Annotated in this window: 17 protein-coding genes; 9 read left to right on the top strand and 8 right to left on the bottom strand. The window is 62.9% G+C overall.

What is annotated here, in order from left to right; genetic code table 11:
* Positions 1 to 48 precede the first annotated feature (48 nt).
* The 6 genes from QRN10_RS13405 to pilG are packed head-to-tail and all read right to left on the bottom strand — an operon-like array spanning position 49 to position 9,773.
* Complete coding sequence (locus tag QRN10_RS13405) at positions 49 to 504, bottom strand: chemotaxis protein CheW (RefSeq protein ID WP_253509701.1); 456 nt, start codon at positions 502 to 504, stop codon at positions 49 to 51.
* Positions 497 to 6,316 carry an Hpt domain-containing protein gene (locus QRN10_RS13400; protein ID WP_285428528.1) on the bottom strand — a complete coding sequence of 1,940 codons (5,820 nt, stop codon included), beginning with the start codon at positions 6,314 to 6,316 and terminating at the stop codon, positions 497 to 499. Before QRN10_RS13400 ends, QRN10_RS13405 begins: the two co-directional genes overlap by 8 nt.
* Positions 6,317 to 6,369: 53 nt before the next feature.
* The gene (locus QRN10_RS13395) at positions 6,370 to 8,421 is read right to left on the bottom strand and encodes a methyl-accepting chemotaxis protein (RefSeq protein ID WP_181076548.1); all 2,052 of its coding nucleotides are present in this window, start codon (positions 8,419 to 8,421) and stop codon (positions 6,370 to 6,372) included.
* Positions 8,418 to 8,942 carry a chemotaxis protein CheW gene (locus QRN10_RS13390; protein WP_181076547.1) on the bottom strand — a complete coding sequence of 175 codons (525 nt, stop codon included), beginning with the start codon at positions 8,940 to 8,942 and terminating at the stop codon, positions 8,418 to 8,420. The genes QRN10_RS13395 and QRN10_RS13390 overlap by 4 nt, the downstream gene beginning before the upstream one ends.
* Positions 8,943 to 8,954: 12 nt before the next feature.
* Positions 8,955 to 9,320 carry a twitching motility response regulator PilH gene (pilH, locus tag QRN10_RS13385; RefSeq protein WP_181076545.1) on the bottom strand — a complete coding sequence of 122 codons (366 nt, stop codon included), beginning with the start codon at positions 9,318 to 9,320 and terminating at the stop codon, positions 8,955 to 8,957.
* Between the two features lie 45 nt (positions 9,321 to 9,365).
* Entirely contained in the window at positions 9,366 to 9,773 is a 408-nt protein-coding gene (gene pilG, locus QRN10_RS13380; RefSeq protein ID WP_181076543.1) for a twitching motility response regulator PilG, read from the bottom strand.
* 238 nt (positions 9,774 to 10,011) lie between these two features.
* On the opposite strand from pilG, the gene gshB reads away from it, so the two are divergent.
* From gshB to QRN10_RS13345, 7 genes are all read left to right on the top strand, one after another.
* Positions 10,012 to 10,983: a glutathione synthase gene (gene gshB / locus QRN10_RS13375; RefSeq protein ID WP_034139670.1), complete on the top strand. Its 972-nt coding sequence runs from the start codon at positions 10,012 to 10,014 to the stop codon at positions 10,981 to 10,983.
* Between the two features lie 517 nt (positions 10,984 to 11,500).
* On the top strand, positions 11,501 to 12,406 hold the full coding sequence (locus QRN10_RS13370; protein ID WP_181076540.1) for an energy transducer TonB: 906 nt from the start codon (positions 11,501 to 11,503) through the stop codon (positions 12,404 to 12,406).
* 54 nt (positions 12,407 to 12,460) lie between these two features.
* The gene (locus QRN10_RS13365) at positions 12,461 to 13,030 is read left to right on the top strand and encodes a YqgE/AlgH family protein (RefSeq protein ID WP_181076539.1); all 570 of its coding nucleotides are present in this window, start codon (positions 12,461 to 12,463) and stop codon (positions 13,028 to 13,030) included.
* On the top strand, positions 13,030 to 13,467 hold the full coding sequence (gene ruvX, locus QRN10_RS13360; protein ID WP_003176676.1) for a Holliday junction resolvase RuvX: 438 nt from the start codon (positions 13,030 to 13,032) through the stop codon (positions 13,465 to 13,467). Before QRN10_RS13365 ends, ruvX begins: the two co-directional genes overlap by 1 nt.
* Positions 13,468 to 13,549: 82 nt before the next feature.
* Positions 13,550 to 14,056, top strand: coding sequence for a bifunctional pyr operon transcriptional regulator/uracil phosphoribosyltransferase PyrR (gene pyrR / locus QRN10_RS13355; RefSeq protein ID WP_181076537.1), 507 nt, complete (start codon positions 13,550 to 13,552; stop codon positions 14,054 to 14,056).
* A 24-nt stretch (positions 14,057 to 14,080) separates the two neighbouring features.
* Positions 14,081 to 15,085: an aspartate carbamoyltransferase catalytic subunit gene (locus QRN10_RS13350; protein ID WP_181076535.1), complete on the top strand. Its 1,005-nt coding sequence runs from the start codon at positions 14,081 to 14,083 to the stop codon at positions 15,083 to 15,085.
* Entirely contained in the window at positions 15,082 to 16,353 is a 1,272-nt protein-coding gene (locus tag QRN10_RS13345) for a dihydroorotase (RefSeq protein WP_285428527.1), read from the top strand. The genes QRN10_RS13350 and QRN10_RS13345 overlap by 4 nt, the downstream gene beginning before the upstream one ends.
* A 72-nt stretch (positions 16,354 to 16,425) precedes the next feature.
* Here the strand turns inward: QRN10_RS13345 and QRN10_RS13340 are convergent, their stop codons facing one another.
* Complete coding sequence (locus tag QRN10_RS13340; RefSeq protein WP_219855145.1) at positions 16,426 to 16,854, bottom strand: NINE protein; 429 nt, start codon at positions 16,852 to 16,854, stop codon at positions 16,426 to 16,428.
* Positions 16,855 to 17,103: 249 nt separating this feature from the next.
* Between QRN10_RS13340 and QRN10_RS13335 the strand changes: the two genes are divergently transcribed.
* Positions 17,104 to 17,739, top strand: coding sequence for a C40 family peptidase (locus QRN10_RS13335; RefSeq protein WP_181076532.1), 636 nt, complete (start codon positions 17,104 to 17,106; stop codon positions 17,737 to 17,739).
* Between the two features lie 61 nt (positions 17,740 to 17,800).
* Here QRN10_RS13335 and QRN10_RS13330 read toward each other — a convergent pair whose 3' ends face one another.
* Complete coding sequence (locus QRN10_RS13330; protein WP_253509705.1) at positions 17,801 to 18,835, bottom strand: type IV pilus twitching motility protein PilT; 1,035 nt, start codon at positions 18,833 to 18,835, stop codon at positions 17,801 to 17,803.
* 57 nt (positions 18,836 to 18,892) lie between these two features.
* On the opposite strand from QRN10_RS13330, the gene QRN10_RS13325 reads away from it, so the two are divergent.
* Positions 18,893 to 19,579, top strand: a complete 687-nt coding sequence (locus QRN10_RS13325; protein ID WP_181076529.1) for a YggS family pyridoxal phosphate-dependent enzyme — start codon at positions 18,893 to 18,895, stop codon at positions 19,577 to 19,579.
* The last annotated feature ends 8 nt before the right edge of the window (positions 19,580 to 19,587 follow it).

Raw genomic sequence — 19,587 nt, 5'->3', positions numbered from 1 at the left:
AAGGCCCCTCATCATAGGACGCCTTTCATTTCTCAGAAAATGCGCAGCTCAGGCCAGGCCTGACTCGACCAGCAAGGCTTCCAGCCCCATCAAATCCGGCACCTTCGCCACATGCTCGCCCACCTGCACCGCTGCCAGCTCCAGCGGGCTGAGCGGCACGTCCACATAGCTCAGCTCGCTGTCGAGCTTGTACGACCGCGGAATCCCCTGGATCACCAGTGCGATGAACTTCAAGGTCGGCCGCCCGCCCAGTGCGTTCAGCACCACGATGCGCGAGCGTTCGCCGACGACAATAGCTTCGCCGCAGGCGGCTTCAAAGCTGATCAGGGGGATTTGCCGGTCACGCCAGGTGACTTGCCGCAAATACCACGGCGGCGCATCACTGGCCGGTTCGCCGCGCTGAAAATCGATCAGTTCGGCCACGGCCACGTTGGGCAGTATCAGGTGCCGGTCAGCCAGGGGCAGAAGCAGGCCGGTGACCTGGCTGGCGCGATGGTCAAGCATGGGACTTGCTCCAGTAAGCGATGCTTTCGAGCAGCACCGACTCCTGGTACGGCTTGCCCAGGTAATCGTTGACGCCGATGGCCATAGCCCGGTCGCGGTGTTTCTGGCCGGTGCGCGAGGTGATCATGATGATCGGCAGGCGCATCAGCCGCGGGTCGTTACGCACCTGAATCGCCACTTCAAAGCCGTCCATGCGCGGCATTTCTATGTCCAGCAACATCAGGTCCGGGGTGTGTTCCTCAAGCACGGCCAGGGCGTCAATGCCGTCCTTGGCGGTGAGTACGTTCATGCCGTTGCGCTCCAGCAGGCGGCTGGTGACTTTGCGCACCGTCACCGAGTCGTCGACCACCAACACCAGCAGCGGGCGCTTTTTCAGGGGATCGTTGAGGATCAGCGGCGCGTGGCTCGCCTGGGCCGGCAATGCCGCTGGCCGGGCGCGGATATGGGCCAGCAGGTCGATGATCAGCACCACGCGACCGTCTCCGAGAATGGTCGCCCCCGAGACGCCTTTTACCCCGGAAAATTGCGGGCCCAAGCCCTTGACCACAATCTCACGCGTGCCGGCCATGGCGTCCACATGCACCGCCACATGCCGCTCATTGCACTGTACCAGCAGCACCGGCACGGGCTGGTACTGGCCCAGCAGTTTCGGGCGCGCGACGGTGTGCAGCAGGTCGCCCAAGTAGAACAGCTCATAGCGCTGGCCGGCATACTCGTAGCACGGCGGGTCCTGCTGATAGTGGCCCGCCAGTTCATGGGGCAGCACACGCACCAGGCCCTCAATGGTGTTGAGCGGGATCGCGTACTGCTCGTCCGCGCACTGCACCATCAACGCACGATTGACCGACACGGTGAAAGGCAGGCGGATGCGGAAATGCACGCCCTGCCCCGGCGTCGAGTCGATCACCATCGAACCGCCGAGCTGGCGCACTTCTTCATGCACCACGTCCATGCCCACGCCGCGCCCGGAAATCTGGGTGATTTTTTCCGCAGTGGAGAAGCCCGGTTGCAGGATGAACTGCAGCACGTCACGGTCGCTGATCTCTTGCTGAGGACTGAGCAGGCCGCGCTTGATCGCCTTGCGCCGCACCGCGTCCAGCGGCACGCCGGCACCGTCGTCGCGCATGTCGAAGACGATATCGCCGCCTTCATGAGTCAGGTCGAGGGTGATGCGGCCCTTTTCCGGCTTGCCGGCGGCCAGGCGCACCTCCCGGGACTCCAGGCCGTGGTCGACGGCGTTGCGCAACATATGCTCCAACGGCGCCACCATGCGTTCCAGCACGTTGCGGTCCATTTCGCCCTCGGCATTGCCGACGATGAACTCGACATCCTTGCCCAACTCACTCGCCACCTGCCGCACGATACGTTTGAGCCGTGGCAGCATGCGTTCGAACGGCACCATGCGGGTACGCATCAGGCCTTCCTGCAACTCGGTGTTGATGCGCGCCTGCTGCTGCAACAGGTTGTGCGCGTCCTGGTTACGCCGTTCCAGGGTTTCCTTGAGGTCCAGCAGGTCCGAGGCCGACTCGAACAGCGCGCGAGACAATTGCTGCAGTTGCGAATGACGGTCCATTTCCAGCGGGTCGAATTCTTCGTAGCCCAGGCGCTCGGCCTCGACTTGCTGGCGACTGAGAATGCGGCCCTGGGTTTCGGTGTCCAGGCGGCGCAACTGATCGCGCATGCGCTCAATGGTGGTTTCCACCTCGTTGAGGGCGACGCTGGCATCGTTGACCTGCTGCTCGATCCGCCCTCGGAAGATCGAGGTTTCGCCGGCCAGATTGACCAGGTCATCAAGCAGATCCGCCGAGATTTTTACCGTATCGGCGGCCGGGTCCACCGCCGCCTCGGTCTTGCCCGTCGGCAACGCCACCGGCCCCAGCGGCTCGTCGCTGGGGTGCACCAGGCTCTTGATGCGCTCGATCAGTTTGTCCACCGAGCCCACCGGCAAGCCGTCGGCCACCGCGTCGATCATCTGTGCCAGGCGATCGTGACAACCTTGCAGCAGCGCGAACAGCTCCGGGCTTGCAACCAGTTGGCCGGCGGACAGCCCTTCGTAGAGAAACTCCAGTTCATGGGCCAGGTCGCCAATCGGACCGATCTCGACCATGCGCGCGCCGCCCTTGAGGGTGTGCAGGTCGCGCAGCAGGGTTTCGACCTCCTGGCGATTGCTCGGCTCGGCCTGCCAGCGCAGCAGCGCGGCGCCGGAGCTGTCGAGGATGTCGGCGGCTTCTTCGAGAAAGATCTCCAGCAACTCAGGGTCGGCACTCGACGCGTCGCTCGCCGGCGTGGCGGCTGCCGGGGCGCCGTTGTGGCGCAGCGCCCGGATTTTGGCCACCAGCTCCGTGCTGTCGCTCAGGGCCTGATGCTGGTGCAGCTCTTCCAGCTGCAGCGCCAGCCGTTCATGGCTGGCCATCAACACCTGGGACAGTTCGTTGGAGTAGTTGTAGCGACGGTCGACCAGGCCTTCGTAAAGGCCTTCCAGTTCATGGGCCAGGTCGGCTACCGGCGCGATCTCGGCCATGCGCGCGCCGCCCTTGAGGGTGTGCAGGTCGCGCTGCAACGACGACAACGGCGCCATGCTCTCGGGCTCCAGCAACCAGCGCTTGAGGGATTGCCCGGCGCTGTCGAGGATATCGACCGCTTCTTCCAGGAAAATCTCGACGATCTCATCGTCCACGGTGGTGGCGTGATCCAACTGCCGCGTCGCCGCGCCCAGTTCGGCAATGTTCGGCGCGCGGTCGCCCTGGCGTGTGATCAGGCCGGTGGCCGAGGGGTCGAGGGCTTCATCCAACAGCTCGCGCAAGGCCTGTACACGAGCCGGCGCGGGGCTGATCTCCTGGCCGGCGGCGAGTTGGTCGAGCATGTTGATCAGCGCTTCATGGGCCTGTTCGGCCTCCTGGAAAAACCGCTCGCTGACCGCCAGGCTGCTTTCTTCCACGGCGCCGTACAGGTCGAGCAAGGCTTCGCAAAGCTCGTCGATGGCATGCAGATCGGCGTGATGCGCTCCTTCGCCGAGGGTGGTCAGCTCATCCTGCAGCGCGGTGAGTTCCTGGCGCTCGCCGGGGTGTTGCTGCCAGCGGCGCAGCAGGCTTTCGGCATCGAGCAGGATGTCCATGCCCTGGGCCAGGAAATCGGCGATCAGGTGCGGGTTGCGCTTGATGCGCAGGCCACTGCTGGGCGCGTCGAGCAACGCCTGGAGCTGGCGCTCGAGCAGCTGTTGGGTACGTGCAATCAGGTCCGCCGCGCCCGAGATCGGTGCAAGGGGGTCGCTGTCCAACTGACGCAACCCTCGCTGGAACAGGCCTTCGGCTTCCAGCAGCAGCTCCACTTCATCCAGGTCCAGCGGCAGGCGGTGAGCCTTGTACTCGCGAGTCAGGTGATCCAGCGGCCGCGCCAGTTCGGCGATGGGCGATACGCCGGCCATGTAGGCGCTGCCCTTGAGGGTGTGCAGGGCCCGTTGCAGTTCATCGCTGACTTGCAGCGGCACATGCTCGGCGGCCTGTTCCAGGAAGCGGTTGAGGCTGTCGAGGTGGCTCAGGGCTTCGTTGCGAAAGATCTCCAGCAGCAGCGGGTCATGGGGCTCGGCGGCCGTCACGGCGACACCACTGGCCAACCCATGGGCACGGGCGGCCAGGGCGTCGACTTCATCGCGCTGGCGCTGGGCGCCCTGGGCAAAATCGGCGATCAATTCCGGCAACAGTGCCACGGCTTCATCCAGCACCTGTTGCACCTGCGGGCCCAGGGTCACGCTGCGTTCGAGCACGCGGTTCAGCAGGTTCTCCACGGCCCAGGCCAGTTCCGCCAGCACCAGGGCGCGCACCATGCGGCCGCTGCCTTTGAGGGTGTGAAACGCGCGGCGCATCTCGCCTTGGGCGTTTTTGTCCGCGCTGTTGGGCAGATAGCGGTGCAGCACCTCGAGGACTTCGTCGGTCTCTTCGAGAAACACCTCGCGCAACTCATCGTCGACCGGCGCTTCATCGGCCGGCGGCGGCAACAGGCTGCCGGGGCGCTGCAAGGCCGGCGGGTTGAGGCGCGACGTGGGGCTGGCCAATGCGTCGAATTGGGATTGGCTGGGCGCAGCCTCGGTAGAGAGTGCACCGTCCGGCGCGGCCAGGGCTTGGCGCCAGGGTTTTTCCGCCGGCAGGTAGCCGAGCGCGGCCAGCCCCTGGGTGGCCAATTCCAGCACCCGTTCGCCGGCGGCATCCGGGTCCTGGAGCATGCGTTCGAGGTAATACTCCAGGCTGCTGATTACGTCGGCGAAGTGCGCCAATTGCGTCTCGCTCGGCGGTTGTTCGTCGACCATCAACTGCGCATCGACGTAATCGGTGCAACCGCGCATCAGGCTGGCCGCCCGGGGCAGAGGGATCATGGCCAGCGCGCCGCGCACCTGGCTCAGCAGTTCCGGCAGGGATTCCAGGCGTTGGCGGTCCCAGTCGGCCTCGATGCAGTCGATCACCAATTCTTTGGCCTGGCGCAGGCACTGGCAGGATTCGCGCAGCACCAATTGGTGAATCTGGGTCAGGTCGGTGGTGGGCAGGCGGCTTTCTTCGCGGCTCTCCGGCTCGACGGTGCCGGCCATGCCCGCCAGCGTGGCTTCGACGTAAAGGAGCGCGCCGGCCACATCCATCAGCACCGCATCGTCCGGTTCGCGATGGCCCTGGGCCAGGCTCAGCACCACGGCGAGCTGGTCGATGATCACTTTGCGCGGCTGGCCGAAGCCGAGCACCGCCAGCGTATCGGCGATCTGTCGCAACGGTGCCAGCAGCGCGTCAAGGTCGCTGGCGTGCTGGCGGTCGCTGCGCACGAACAGGTCCAGGCGCTCCTTGACCCGCACCAGCTCCTCGCACAACGCACCGAGTACCGAGCCCATCGCATTGCGATCCGGCCCGGCCATGTGCGCGCGCTCGGCATCCACCACGGCGCTGTCGGGCAAGGCATCGTCCAGGCCGTAGCGTTCTTTCAAGCTTTGCATGCGGGGCGTCGGGCGGGTGACTTTGGCGACATAGAACAGCAGGCTCTTGAGCAGGTCATCCGGCGCCGACTGGTTGATGCCCTCGATGCCCTGGGCCAGCAGGCGCTTGAGCTGCCTGTCGCTGGCCTTGAGCAGGCTGCGCAGCGCCGGGCTGTTGGCGATCACGCCCGTGAGCATGCCCTCGACCAGCGCCGAGGCCACTTGCCACAATGGCAACAGAGGTGCGCCCTGGCACAGCGCTTCCAGACGCGCGAACACCCGCGCCATGTCTTCCAGGTTGCTCGGGCCGTGATCTTCGCGCAGCAACCCGGCCAGCGCCTGTTGCAGCAGTTGGTGCCATTGGCGCAGGTGTTCGTGAAGGTCCGGCCCTGCGCGCCGGGCCAGGGCCTCGTCGGGCAACGGCGCAATCGACAGCAGTTGCGGGCTGAACAGGCTGGTTTCCGACAGCAGGCTTTCACCGCGGGCGCTGCGCAGGTCGTTGAGCAGCGGCAGGACGACCAGCGGCAAGTCACGGCGAGCGCTGTGCACGCGGTCGAGGTACAGCGGCAACTGGCCAAAGGCCTGTTGCAGCAGGCGGATGCCCTCATCGCGCTGGCCGACCTGCCCGTCGCGCAGGGCCATCGCCAATGCCTCGATCTCCTCAGCCAGCAGCGCCGCGCCGTAGAACTCGACCATCTGCAGCGCGCCGTGCACCTGGTGGATGCCGGCCAGGCATTCGTCGATCACATCGCCGTCGGCGGTTTCGACGTAAGCGTCCAGCGCCGAACGGGCGTGTTGCAAGGTCTCGGCAATGTCGTCCTTGACCCATTCGAGGGCCACGTAGTCGTGCCGATCAACCATAACTGCTCCGCTTTGAATTCATGGATTGCTGGTGTTCTTGAAACCTGTACCTGTCAACTGTCGACCTGCTTGGGCGGCGGCAGGGTGAAACCCGACACCGACCGGCGCAACTGGCTCGCCATCTTCGCCAGGTTGCCGATGCTTTCGGCGGTAGCGGTGGAACCCGACGAGGTCTGCGTGGTGATCTGCTGGATCACGTTCATGGTCAGGGAGATCTGCCCCGCCGACGAGGTCTGCTGCTGCGCCGCGTTGGAGATGCTCTGGATCAACGCCGCCAGGGTTTTCGACACGCCCTCGATCTCTTCCAGCGCCACCCCGGCGTCCTGCGCCAACCGCGCGCCGCGCACCACTTCGGTGGTGGTCTGCTCCATGGAGATCACGGCTTCGTTGGTATCGGCCTGGATCGCCCGCACCAGGGTTTCAATCTGCCGGGTTGCCGCCGATGAACGCTCGGCCAGGCGTTGCACTTCATCGGCCACCACGGCGAACCCGCGCCCGGCGTCGCCGGCCATGCTGGCCTGGATTGCCGCATTGAGGGCGAGGATGTTGGTCTGATCGGCAATGTCGTCGATCAGGCTGACGATATCGCCGATCTCCTGTGAGGACTCGCCCAGGCGTTTGATGCGCTTGGCGGTGTCCTGGATCTGCTCGCGAATGTTGTCCATGCCATGGATGGTGTTATGCACCACCTCGTTGCCCTTGTTGGCGATTTCCACCGAGCGCTCGGCCACCGCGGAGGATTCGGCGGCGTTGGCCGACACCTGGTCGATGGACTGGGCCATCTGGTTGATCGCGGTGGACGCTTCGGCGATTTGCTGGGCCTGGTGCTCGGACGCTTGTGCCAGGTGCATGGCGGTGGCCTGGGTTTCCTGCACTGCACCGGCCACTTGCCCGGCGGTAAGATTGATGGTGGCCACCAGATCGCGCAGTTGGTCCACCGAATAGTTGATGGAGTCGGCGATGGTGCCGGTGAAATCCTCTGTGACCGAGGCGGTCACGGTGAGGTCGCCGTCGGCGAGGTCTTCGATTTCGTCGAGCAGGCGCATGATCGCGTTCTGATTGCGCTCGTTTTTCTCGGCGGTTTCGTGTAACTGGCGGTTGGTCTCACGCACCATCACCAAGCCGATCAGGATGATCGAGGTCAACGCCAGCAGGCCCAGTACGTAGCCGCCGATGGTGTCGAAACTGCGCCCGCCGGCCAGATTTTCAAAGCCGCTGGCAAGGCGCGAGGCTTCATCGAGCAGGGTCTGGGAGAGGTTGAAAATATTGCTCGCCGAGGCGCGCACCTGAAACAACTGGGGCGAGGTTTCCAGGATTTCATCCACCGAGCCGGAAACGAATTCGAACAGCTCGGCGATTTCCGCCAGCCGTGCGCGGGCATCGCGGTCTTCGACCTGAGTGATGCGCAGCCCCGGGTTGCCGTTGAGCATGCCATTGAGCACCTGGCCGAAGCGGTTGGCATCGCGACCGAAGGCATCGGCAGCCTGTACGGCGGTTTCGTCGCCGGCAAGCACGGTATTGACCGCGCCCAGGATGCGCTCGGCGAGCAACGATTGGCGCTGGGCCAAGGCTACCTGGCTGGCCGGCGCGCCGCGCTGAAGCAGGATATCGACGACTTTTTCCGATTCCATCTGCAATTGCGGCACGGTTTCGGCGAGGGTCGCCGCCACTTGGTGCAGGGACAGCACCGTTTGTTCGCTGGCCAGGATCGCGTCGGTGTTTTTCAGCAAGGCTTCCCAGTCGGTCTGCACCGCGCGCATTTCGCCGCGCACGGCGCTGGGGGCGGCGGGCAGGCCGGTTTGCGGGTCGCCTTTTTTCAGGTAGCCCCAGCGCTGGGCAAAGTCGTTGCGCGCTTCGCCCAGCAGCTTGAACGCGGCGGCCTTGCCGGCGGCGGCTTCGGTGGCGTTCTTGGCGATACGTTGGGACAGCACGCGCAATTCACCGGCGTGGCCGATGTACTGCTTGTCGTAAGTGGATTGGGTATTGAGGTAGGCGAAGTTGGCGAACAACAACATGATGAACACGATCAGCGCGATAAACAGCACGATGATCTGCGAGCGGCTGCGCGAGCCGGCCTGGGGTTTGGGCGGGGTCACGGTGGTCATGCGGCGACATCCATGAAGCCCGGCGCCTGGGCCAGGGCGAAGGGGCTGAAGACCTGCCAGAGCGGCTCGCCGTCAAATCGGCCCTGGATAAACGGCGCGCCTGGCTGGGCGCTGGCCAATAAAGCGTCTTGCGCGAAATGCTGCATGCCCACCACCTCGTCCACCAGCAACCCGACAAACAGGTCATTGAATTCCACCACCAGCACCCGCCGTTGCTTGCGCGCCTTGGACAGCGCCTCGCCGAGGAACCCGCCGAGGTCCATCACCGGCAACAACCGCCCACGCAGATTCGCCACGCCTCGCACCCAGGTCTTGACTCCGGGCATTAACGTGCAGCGCGGCTCATGCAGGACTTCGGCGACTTCCCCCATCGGCGCCACAAACCAGTGCGCGCCCACCCGAAAGCCAATCCCGCTCCAGCGCTGCAAGCCGGCATCCTGGGACGGCAGGTCGGCGGCCAACAGGCGACAGCGGCGGTCGATGTCCAGCAACAGCTCGAAGGCGGTCTGCGACTCGGTCATGATGGCGTGCCGTCAGCCGGCCAGCACCTTGTTCAGGGTGGCGATCAGGGTTTCTTCGTCCACCGGTTTGGTCAGGTAATCCTTGGCACCCTGGCGCGCGCCCCAGATCTTGTCGGTGTCCTGGTCCTTGGTGGTGATGATGATGATCGGGATACCGTTGGTTTCCGGCTCCTTGGACAGCTGGCGGGTGGCCTGGAAGCCATTGAGGCCCGGCATTACGATGTCCATCAGCACGGCGTCGGGTTTTTCCTGACGGGCCAGGGCCACGCCGTCCGCGCCGTTTTCGGCTTTGAGCACTTCGTGCCCGTGCTTTTCCAGCATGCCGGTGAGTTTGTACATTTCGGTCGGCGAATCGTCGACGATCAGAACACGTGCCATGGTTTTCCCCACTACATTGGTCGGCGCCGGCGTTGTGAAGCGGCGTCAGTGTGCTTGTTCCACTGCGGCGAACCCCGGCACGTAGGCCTTGATCGCACCCAGCAGTTCTTCCTTGCTGAAAGGCTTGGTCAAAAACTGGTCGACCCCCACGATGCGCCCCTTGGCTTTATCGAACAGGCCGTCCTTGGATGACAGCATGATCACCGGGATCGCCTTGAACGCCGGGTTGTTCTTCACCAGGGCGCAGGTCTGATAGCCATCCAGGCGCGGCATCATGATGTCGACAAAGATAATGTGCGGGTGATGATCCACAATCCGCGCCAGGGCATCGAAACCGTCGATGGCCGTGATGACGTCGCACCCCGCGTTTTTCAACAGCGTCTCGGCGGTACGGCGGATCGTCTTCGAATCGTCGATCACCATCACCCTCAAGGCGTTGGAATGCTGTTCCATATCTGCTCTACCATCGCCACAGCGAATCGGTTTTCGGTGTGTACTGCCTGATGTTGCACAGGATGAGCGCCGCGGGCCTTGGAATTCACGGCCTGCTGCGTCGTGGCAGCCTTTTTAGCACAGTCTCGGGGAGCAATCTATCGAGGCACCCGCCAGGTGGTTTTTCCTTGACCCACAACAGCGTCAGCGCCACTCTGACGCCACTTTTATGCGCCCAATTTGCCAGAGGAAATCCCCCATGAGCGTTCGCGTCGGCATTGTCATGGACCCTATCGCCAGCATTTCCTATAAAAAGGACAGCTCGCTGGCCATGCTCCTGGCCGCCCAGGCCCGTGGCTGGACCCTGTTCTATATGGAGCAGCGCGACCTGTACCAGGGCGAGGGCCAGGCCCGTGCGCGCATGCGCCCGCTGCAAGTGTTCGCCAACCCCGAAAAATGGTTTGAACTGCAGGATGAAATCGACAGCCCCCTGAGCGATCTGGACGTGATCCTGATGCGCAAGGACCCGCCGTTCGACATGGAGTTCGTCTACTCCACGTACCTGCTGGAGCAGGCTGAGCGCGACGGCGTATTGATCGTCAACAAGCCGCAGAGCCTGCGCGACTGCAATGAAAAGCTGTTCGCCACCCTCTTCCCGCAATGCACCCCGCCCACCGTGGTCAGCCGCCGCGCCGATGTGCTGCGTGAATTCGCCGCCAAACACGGTGACGTGATCCTTAAACCGTTGGACGGCATGGGCGGCACCTCGATCTTCCGCCACCGCGCCGGCGACCCCAACCTGTCGGTGATCCTGGAAACCCTGACCGTGCTGGGCAGCCAGCAAATTATGGGCCAGGCCTATCTGCCGGCAATCAAGGACGGCGACAAGCGCATCCTGATGATCGACGGCGAACCGGTGGATTATTGCCTGGCGCGCATCCCGGCCGCCGGTGAGACCCGAGGCAATCTGGCCGCCGGCGGGCGCGGTGAAGCACGTCCGCTGTCGGACAAAGACCGCTGGATCGCCGCGCAGGTCGGCCCGACGCTGCGGGAAAAAGGCCTGCTGTTTGTCGGTCTGGACGTGATCGGCGAGCATCTCACTGAAATCAACGTGACCAGCCCGACATGCATCCGCGAGATCGATAACGCATTTGGCACGAACATCGGCGAAATGTTGATGGCCGCGATAGACGCGAAGCTGCAGGTGGCAAGCTCCAAGCGGCAAGTTTAAGGCTGACCGCGCCAAAGCTTGCAGCTTGTAACTTGTCGCATGAAGCTAAAAACCAACATTGCGTTATCATGCCGAACCTCGAAATACGCGATGTTGGTTTTTATGTCCCTCCAGTCCGATAACGCATTTGGCACGAACATCGGCGAAATGTTGATGGCCGCGGTAGACGCGAAGCTGCAGGTGGCAAGCTCCAAGCGGCAAGTTTAAGGCTGACCGCGCCAAAACTTGCAGCTTGTAACTTGTCGCATGAAGCTAAAAACCAACATTGCGTTATCACGCCGAACCTCGAAATACGCGATGTTGGTTTTTTATGTCCCTCCAGTCCGATAACGCATTTGGCACGAACATCGGCGAAATGTTGATTGCCGCGATAGACGCGAAGCTGCAGGTGACAAGCTCCAAGCGGCAAGTTCAAGGCTGACCGCGCCAAAGCTTGCAGCTTGTAACTTGTCGCATGAAGCTAAAAACCAACATTGCGTTATCATGCCGAACCTCGAAATACGCGATGTTGGTTTTTATGTCCCTCCCGTCCGAGCTGCCCCCCGAACTCTCCCACAGCGGCGTGCGCCCGGCTGATCGGCTCGGTTTTACCCTGTTCCTGGCAGCGTTGATTCACCTGGCCGTCATCCTCGGCGTGGGCTTTACCATGGTCGAGCCCAAGCAGATCACCAAGACCCTGGAAATCACCCTCGCCACCTTCAAAAGCGAAAAGAAGCCTGAAAAGGCCGACTTTCTCGCGCAGGATAATCAGCAAGGCAGTGGCACGCTGGACAAGAAAGCGGTCCCCAAGACCACTGAAGTGGCGCCCTTCCAGGACAACAAGGTCAATAAAGTCACGCCGCCGCCGGCGCCCAAGCCGGAGGTCAAGCAGGCCGCGCCAAAAGCCGCTGTGACCACCGTGGCGCCCAAGCCGCAGAAAGCCCCGACCCAGCGCGAGAAGACCAAGACCGAGCCGCAGCCCGAGCCGGTAAAACCGGCGCCGACGTTCGACAGCTCGCAACTGTCCGACGAGATCTCCAGCCTGGAAGCCGAACTGGCCAACGAACAACAGCTGTACGCCAAGCGCCCACGCATCTACCGCCTGAACGCGGCCTCGACCATGCGTGATAAAGGCGCCTGGTATAAGGACGAATGGCGCAAGAAAGTCGAGCGCATCGGCAATCTGAACTATCCCGAAGAAGCTCGCCGCCAGCAGATCTACGGCAATCTGCGCCTATTGGTGTCGATCAACCGCGACGGCACGCTGTATGAAGTGCAGGTGCTGGAATCTTCCGGGCAGCCGCTGCTGGACCAGGCCGCCCAGCGCATCGTGCGCCTGGCGGCGCCGTTTGCACCGTTCACCGGGGACTTGAATGATGTGGACCGCCTGGAAATCATCCGCACCTGGAAATTCGCCAAGGGCGATCGACTCTCCAGCAACTGATCGGCGCTCACACCTGGCTTGTCAGTTCGCCCCCGCGCCGCCACACTAGCGGGCATGAAAAATGTCAGCCCGACCTACCTCAAGCACCAATTCCTGATCGCCATGCCCCACATGGCCGACCCGAACTTTGCGCACACCTTGACCTACATCGTCGAGCACACGGCCAATGGTGCCATGGGGCTGATCGTGAACCGCCCGCAGGAGCTGAACCTGGCCGATATCCTCGAGCAACTGCGCCCCGAAGTTGACCCGCCGGCACGTTGCCAGGGCGTGCCGATCTACATTGGCGGCCCGGTACAGACCGATCGCGGCTTCGTATTGCACCCTACCGGGCCGACGTTCCAGGCCACGGTGGACCTGGACGGTGTGTCGCTGTCCACTTCCCAGGACGTGTTGTTCGCCATCGCCGACGGCGTGGGCCCCGAGCAAAGCGTCATCACCCTGGGTTATGCCGGCTGGGAAGCCGGACAACTGGAAGCCGAGCTGGCCGGCAATGCCTGGCTGACCTGCCCGTTTGACCCCGACATTCTGTTCAGCACCGCCAGCGAACTGCGCCTGGACGCGGCGGCGGCAAAGCTTGGGGTCAACCTCAGCCTGCTGACCAGTCAGGCGGGGCACGCCTGATGGCTTTGCGCTTGATCCTCGGTTTTGACTACGGCACCAAGCAGATCGGCGTGGCGGTCGGCCAGGTTATCACCGGCCAGGCCCGCGAGCTGTGCACCCTCAAGGCCCAGAACGGCATCCCGGACTGGAATCAGGTCGAAGCCCTGATCAAGGAATGGAAACCCGACGCGGTCGTCGTCGGCCTGCCCCTGAATATGGACGGCACGCCCAGCGACATGTGCCTGCGCGCCGAGAAGTTCGCGCGCCGCCTCAATGGCCGCTACAACATCCCCTTCTATACCCATGACGAGCGCCTGACCACCTTCGAAGCCAAGGGTGAACGCCGTGACCGTGGCGGGCAGAAGGGCAGCTACCGCGACAACCCCGTGGATGCCATCGCCGCCGCCCTGCTTTTGCAGGGGTGGCTGGATGAAAACACGGCTTTATTTGAATCCTGACTGACGCGGCTTGCCGCGTCTTTTTACGTTTGAGCCCGCCCCCTGCCGCCACCTCGAGGCGCAAGGCCTAGAAGGAGCCACCATGAGCCTGCCCAATCCCGCCGAACTGATCAGCCAGATGGCAATACGCCTCAAGGCGCACCTGGAACACCGCGGCATCAACGAACCGCGCTTTATTGGCATCCGCACCGGTGGCGTATGGGTCGCCCAGGCGTTGCTCGAAGCACTGGGCAGCGAGTCGCCGCTCGGCACGCTGGATGTGTCCTTCTACCGCGACGACTTCAGCCAGAACGGCCTGCACCCGCAAGTCCGCCCATCCGCCCTGCCCTTTGAAATCGAAGGCCAGCACCTGGTGCTGATCGACGACGTACTGATGAGCGGGCGCACCATTCGCGCGGCCATGAATGAACTGTTCGACTACGGCCGCCCGGCCAGCGTGACCCTGGTGTGCCTGCTGGACCTGGACGCCGGCGAATTACCGATCAGCCCCGATGTGGTCGGCGCCACCCTGTCGCTGCAAGCCCATCAGCGGGTAAAATTGTCCGGTCCCACGCCGCTCGAACTCGAACTGCAAGACCTCGCCCCTTAAACCGCCTTGTAAAGAGTCCCCGCGATGACGCCTCTAGATGCCAAGCGCCCGCTGCAGCTCAATGCTCAGGGTCAGTTGCAACACTTCTTGTCCCTCGACGGTTTGCCCCGCGAACTGCTCACCGAAATCCTCGACACCGCTGACTCGTTCCTCGAAGTCGGCGGCCGGGCAGTGAAGAAAGTCCCGCTGCTGCGCGGCAAAACCATCTGCAACGTGTTCTTCGAGAACTCCACGCGCACCCGCACCACCTTTGAACTGGCGGCCCAGCGGCTGTCGGCCGACGTGATTACGCTGAACGTATCCACCTCGTCGGCGAGCAAGGGCGAAACCCTGCTCGACACCCTGCGCAACCTGGAAGCCATGGCCGCCGACATGTTCGTGGTGCGCCACGGCGACTCCGGCGCCGCGCATTTCATCGCCGAGCACGTGTGCCCGCAGGTGGCGATCATCAACGGCGGCGACGGCCGCCACGCCCACCCGACCCAGGGCATGCTCGACATGCTCACCATTCGTCGGCACAAGGGCAGCTTTGAAAACCTCTCGGTGGCCATCGTCGGCGACATCCTGCACTCGCGGGTGGCGCGCTCGAACATGCTGGCCCTGAAGACCCTGGGCTGCCCGGATATTCGCGTGATCGCACCGAAAACCCTGCTGCCCATCGGTATCGAGCAGTACGGCGTGAAGGTCTACACCGATATGACCGAAGGCCTCAAGGATGTGGACGTGGTGATCATGCTGCGCCTGCAGCGCGAGCGCATGGCCGGTGGCCTGCTGCCGAGCGAAGGCGAGTTCTACCGCCTGTTCGGCCTGACCACCACACGCCTGGCCGGCGCCAAGCCGGATGCCATCGTGATGCACCCGGGGCCGATCAACCGTGGGGTGGAAATTGAATCGGCGGTGGCCGACGGCAACCAGTCTGTAATTCTCAACCAGGTGACCTACGGCATCGCCGTGCGCATGGCGGTCTTGTCCATGGCCATGAGCGGGCAAACCGCGCAACGTCAATTCGAGCAGGAGAACGCCCAGTGAAGCTCAGCATTCTCGGCGCCCGAGTCATCGATCCGGCCAGCGGCCTGGATCAAATCACCGATCTTCATGTGGAAGCCGGCAAGATCATCGCCATCGGCGCCGCGCCTGCCGGTTTCAGCGCCAGCGAACGCATCGACGCCAAGGGCCTGGTAGCCGCGCCAGGTCTGGTGGACCTGAGCGTCGCCCTGCGCGAGCCGGGTTACAGCCGCAAAGGCAGCATCGCCAGCGAAACCCGCGCCGCCGCCGCCGGAGGCGTGACCAGCCTGTGCTGCCCGCCGCATACCAAGCCGATCCTCGATACGTCGGCGGTGACCGAACTGATCCTCGACCGCGCCCGCGAAGCCGGCAATTGCAAAGTGTTCCCCATCGGCGCCCTGAGCAAAGGTCTGGACGGCGAGCAACTGGCGGAGCTGATCGCCCTGCGCGATGCCGGTTGCGTGGCGTTCGGCAACGGCCTGGAAAGTTTCCGCAGCACCCGCACCCTGTGCCGCGCACTGGAGTACGCGGCCACTTTCGACCTGACGGTGATCTTCCACTCCCAGGACCGCGACCTGGCCGAAGGCGGCCTGGCCCATGAAGGCGCCGTGGCCAGTTTCCTCGGGCTGCCGGGCATCCCGGAAACCGCCGAAACCGTGGCCCTGGCCCGCGACCTGTTGCTGGTGGAACAAAGCGGCGTGCGCGCGCACTTCAGCCAGCTGACCAGTGCCCGGGGCGTGGCCCTGATCGCTCAGGCCCAGGCCCGCGGCCTGCCGGTCACGGCGGATGTGGCGCTGTATCAGTTGATCCTGACGGACGAGGCGCTGATCGACTTCTCCAGCCTGTACCACGTACAGCCGCCCCTGCGCACCTTGGCAGACCGGGAAGGTTTGCGCGCGGCGGTGAAATCGGGCGTGGTTTCGGCGATTTCCAGCCATCACCAACCCCACGAGCGCGATGCCAAGCTGGCGCCCTTCGGTGCGACCGAGCCTGGCATCAGCAGCGTCGAGCTGTTATTGCCACTGGCGATGACATTGGTGGAAGAAGGCTTGCTGGACCTGCCGACGCTGCTGGCGCGCTTGAGCAGCGGCCCTGCCGAGGCGTTGCGTCTGCCGGCTGGCAAGTTGGCGGTGGGGGCGGCGGCGGATCTGGTGCTGTTTGATCCGGCCAGCTCTACCCTCGCCGGGGAACACTGGCTGTCCAAGGGCGAAAACTGCCCGTTTATCGGCCATAGCCTGCCAGCGAGCGTGCGCTACACCTTGGTGGATGGGCGCATCAGCTACCAGGCCTAAACGGTCGCGGGGAAAAGGTGTGGGGAGGGAACTTACCCCTCCCACACTCAGCTTTCTATTCAGCCAGAGATATCAACGCCCGTTATTGCGCTCTGCATTGCGGATGGAAATCTGAGTGTTCAACGTCAGAAAGTCATACAGCACTCCCACCAGAAACAAGCCGCCGGTCAGCAGGTAAATCAGCCCGGTGATCCATTTGCCCTGATACATGCGGTGCACGCCGAACACCCCTAGGAACGTCAACAGAATCCATGCCAGGTTGTATTCGATGGGCCCGGCGGTAAAGCGCAGGTCTGCCTGGCGGTCCATGGCCGGGATCAGGAACAGGTCGATCAGCCAACCGATACCCAGCAAGCCGAAGGTAAAAAACCAGATCGTACCGGTGACCGGTTTACCGTAATAAAAGCGATGCGCGCCGGTAAAACCGAAAATCCACAGCAGGTAACCGATCACCTTGCTGTGGGTGTCTTGCTGCGGGCCAATCTGTTGATAGGTGTTCATCGCGTACCTCTTTTGCCTCGATAGATAAATTTTTTCACTTTCTTTGTGACTTTTTTACAGGCGCCCGACGTACGGCGAGTGGTATCTTCCCTGCCCTGAAAGCCTTATGCCACCTGCCTTGTGTAGGACAATTGCGGCGATTTGTCGCGTTTTCCTGAATTTGACCCCAAGGTTCAGTCGACAAACGGCCTGAGAACGACATCAAAAGCTGTTATAAAGTTGCGCGCAAACCCACAAGAGCCACGCCTAATGCGACCATTTTTCAAGACATGGCTAACCATTTGCCTATTAATGCCACTGGCCGCCCACGCCACCAATCGTGAGCAACGACTTCCAAACGTCAACGGTTTCACCCCTAAAGTCCACAGCACGCCGAGCACCGCCAAAGCCTCCAAGCCGACCGTCAACCGTCCGACTCAACTGAGCAAGGCCCACGGTAAAGCGACCCCGGGCCTGATGGCCGTTAACACCAAGCAGAGCAGCAACGTGCTCAGCCGCGCGGTGAATGTGCTCGGTACGCCTTATCGTTGGGGCGGCAGCAGCCCAAGTAAAGGGTTCGACTGCAGTGGCTTGGTGAAATATGCCTTTAACGATGTAAAAGCGGTGGATTTGCCACGCACCTCCAACGCCATGGCTGCCGGTCACGGTTTGAAGGTTGACCGCAAAGACCTGAAACCGGGCGACCTGCTGTTCTTCAAGTTGAAGAGCCGCCAGGTCAACCATGTTGCCATCTACCTGGGCAACGACCGTTTTATCCACGCACCACGACGTGGCAAGTCGGTGAGCATCGACACGCTGAAAAAGCCGTTCTGGGACAAGAACTACGTAATTGCCAAGCGGGTTCTGCCGAAAGAGCAGAACACTATGCGGGTAGTACAACGCTGATCTGAAGCTCGAATGCGGTCGAGTGTGGGAGGGGGCAAGCCCCTCCCACATTTAAGCCTGCTTATATATCCCCAGGCACCCTCGCCTTTTCCCGCGCCTCTTCCCGGCTGATCACGCCCTGCGCGACCAGCGCCTTCAAACTCATATCCAGTGTCTTCATCCCCAGCGCGCCCCCCGTCTGCATCGCCGAGACCATCTGAGCCACTTTGTCTTCACGGATCAGATTACGAATTGCCGGTGTGCCCAGCATGATTTCATGGGCCGCCGCACGCCCGCCGCCGAGCTTCTTCACCAGCACCTGGGACACCACGGCTTGCAGCGACTCCGACAGCATCGAACGCACCATGGCCTTTTCGCCTGCGGGGAACACATCGACCAGGCGATCTATGGTTTTCGCCGCCGAGGTGGTGTGCAAGGTGCCGAACACCAGGTGCCCGGTCTCCGCTGCGGTCAATGCCAGGCGGATGGTTTCCAGGTCGCGCAGCTCGCCGACCAGGATTACATCGGGGTCTTCGCGCAATGCCGAGCGCAGCGCTACCGAAAAACTGTGCGTATCACGGTGCACCTGGCGTTGATTGATCAGGGCGACTTTCGGCGTGTGGATAAATTCGATGGGGTCTTCCAACGTGAGGATGTGCTGGCGCCGGTGCTGGTTGAGGTAGTCGATCATCGCCGCCAGGGTGGTGGACTTGCCTGAACCGGTAGGCCCGGTCACCAGCACCAGGCCGCGCGGTAACCGGGCGATACGTTGGAATACATCGCCCAGGCCCAGCCTCTCCAGACTCAGGACCTCCGTCGGGATGGTGCGAAACACTGCGCCCATGCCGCGATCCTGCTGGAACACGTTAGCCCGGAACCGTGCCACATCGGGCAGCTCGAAGGAAAAATCAGTTTCAAGAGACGTTTCGAAATCCTTTTGTTGGTGCTCGTTAAGCAACGGGCTCAGCAAATCTGCAACTTGCCGGGCTGAAAGTACGGGCCAATCCAGGGGCCAAACCTCGCCATCGATCCTTAACATTGGCACCAGGCCTGCCGAGAGATGCAGGTCGGAGGCGCCTCGGCGCACGCTGACCGTCAGCAATTGAGCGATATCCATAGGGCTTTCCATTTCCAGTAGAATGCCGCGGACTCCATATCCACGGGCGCAACTTGAATGTCGACGATAGCAGACAACCTCGGCCTGGTTAGCCAGCGCATCCGCGCCGCGGCCGCCGCCGCGCAACGTGACCCCGACAGCGTCCACCTGCTGGCCGTGAGCAAGACCAAACCCGCACAAGCCGTGCGCGAAGCTTATGCCGCCGGCCTGCGTGACGTTGGCGAGAACTATCTGCAGGAAGCCTTGAGCAAACAGGCCGAATTGACCGACCTGCCCTTGAGTTGGCACTTCATCGGCCCCATTCAATCGAACAAGACTCGTGCGATCGCCGAGCACTTCGCCTGGGTGCATTCCGTGGACCGCTTGAAAATTGCACAACGCCTGTCCGAGCAACGCCCGGCCGAGCTGCCGCCGTTGAATATTTGCATTCAGGTCAACGTCAGCGGCGAAGCCAGCAAGTCCGGCTGTACGCCCGCCGACCTGCCGGCCCTGGCCAACGCCATCATTGCCCTGCCGCGTCTGTCGCTGCGCGGCTTAATGGCGATCCCGGAGCCGACCGACGATCGTGCCGCGCAAGACGCCGCGTTTGCCACGGTACGCGACCTGCAGGCCAGCCTGAACCTGGCGCTCGACACACTTTCCATGGGCATGAGCCACGACCTTGAATCGGCCATCGCCCAAGGCGCTACCTGGGTGCGGATCGGTACCGCTCTGTTTGGCGCCCGCGACTACGGCCAGCCTTGAAATGGCTG

Origin of the sequence: Pseudomonas sp. lyk4-R2A-8, from assembly GCF_030209095.1 — a bacterium.
Lineage (GTDB): Bacteria > Pseudomonadota > Gammaproteobacteria > Pseudomonadales > Pseudomonadaceae > Aquipseudomonas > Aquipseudomonas quebecensis.
Note: the sequence above shows the minus strand (reverse complement) of the source record. Positions and strands in the feature narration are given on the sequence as shown.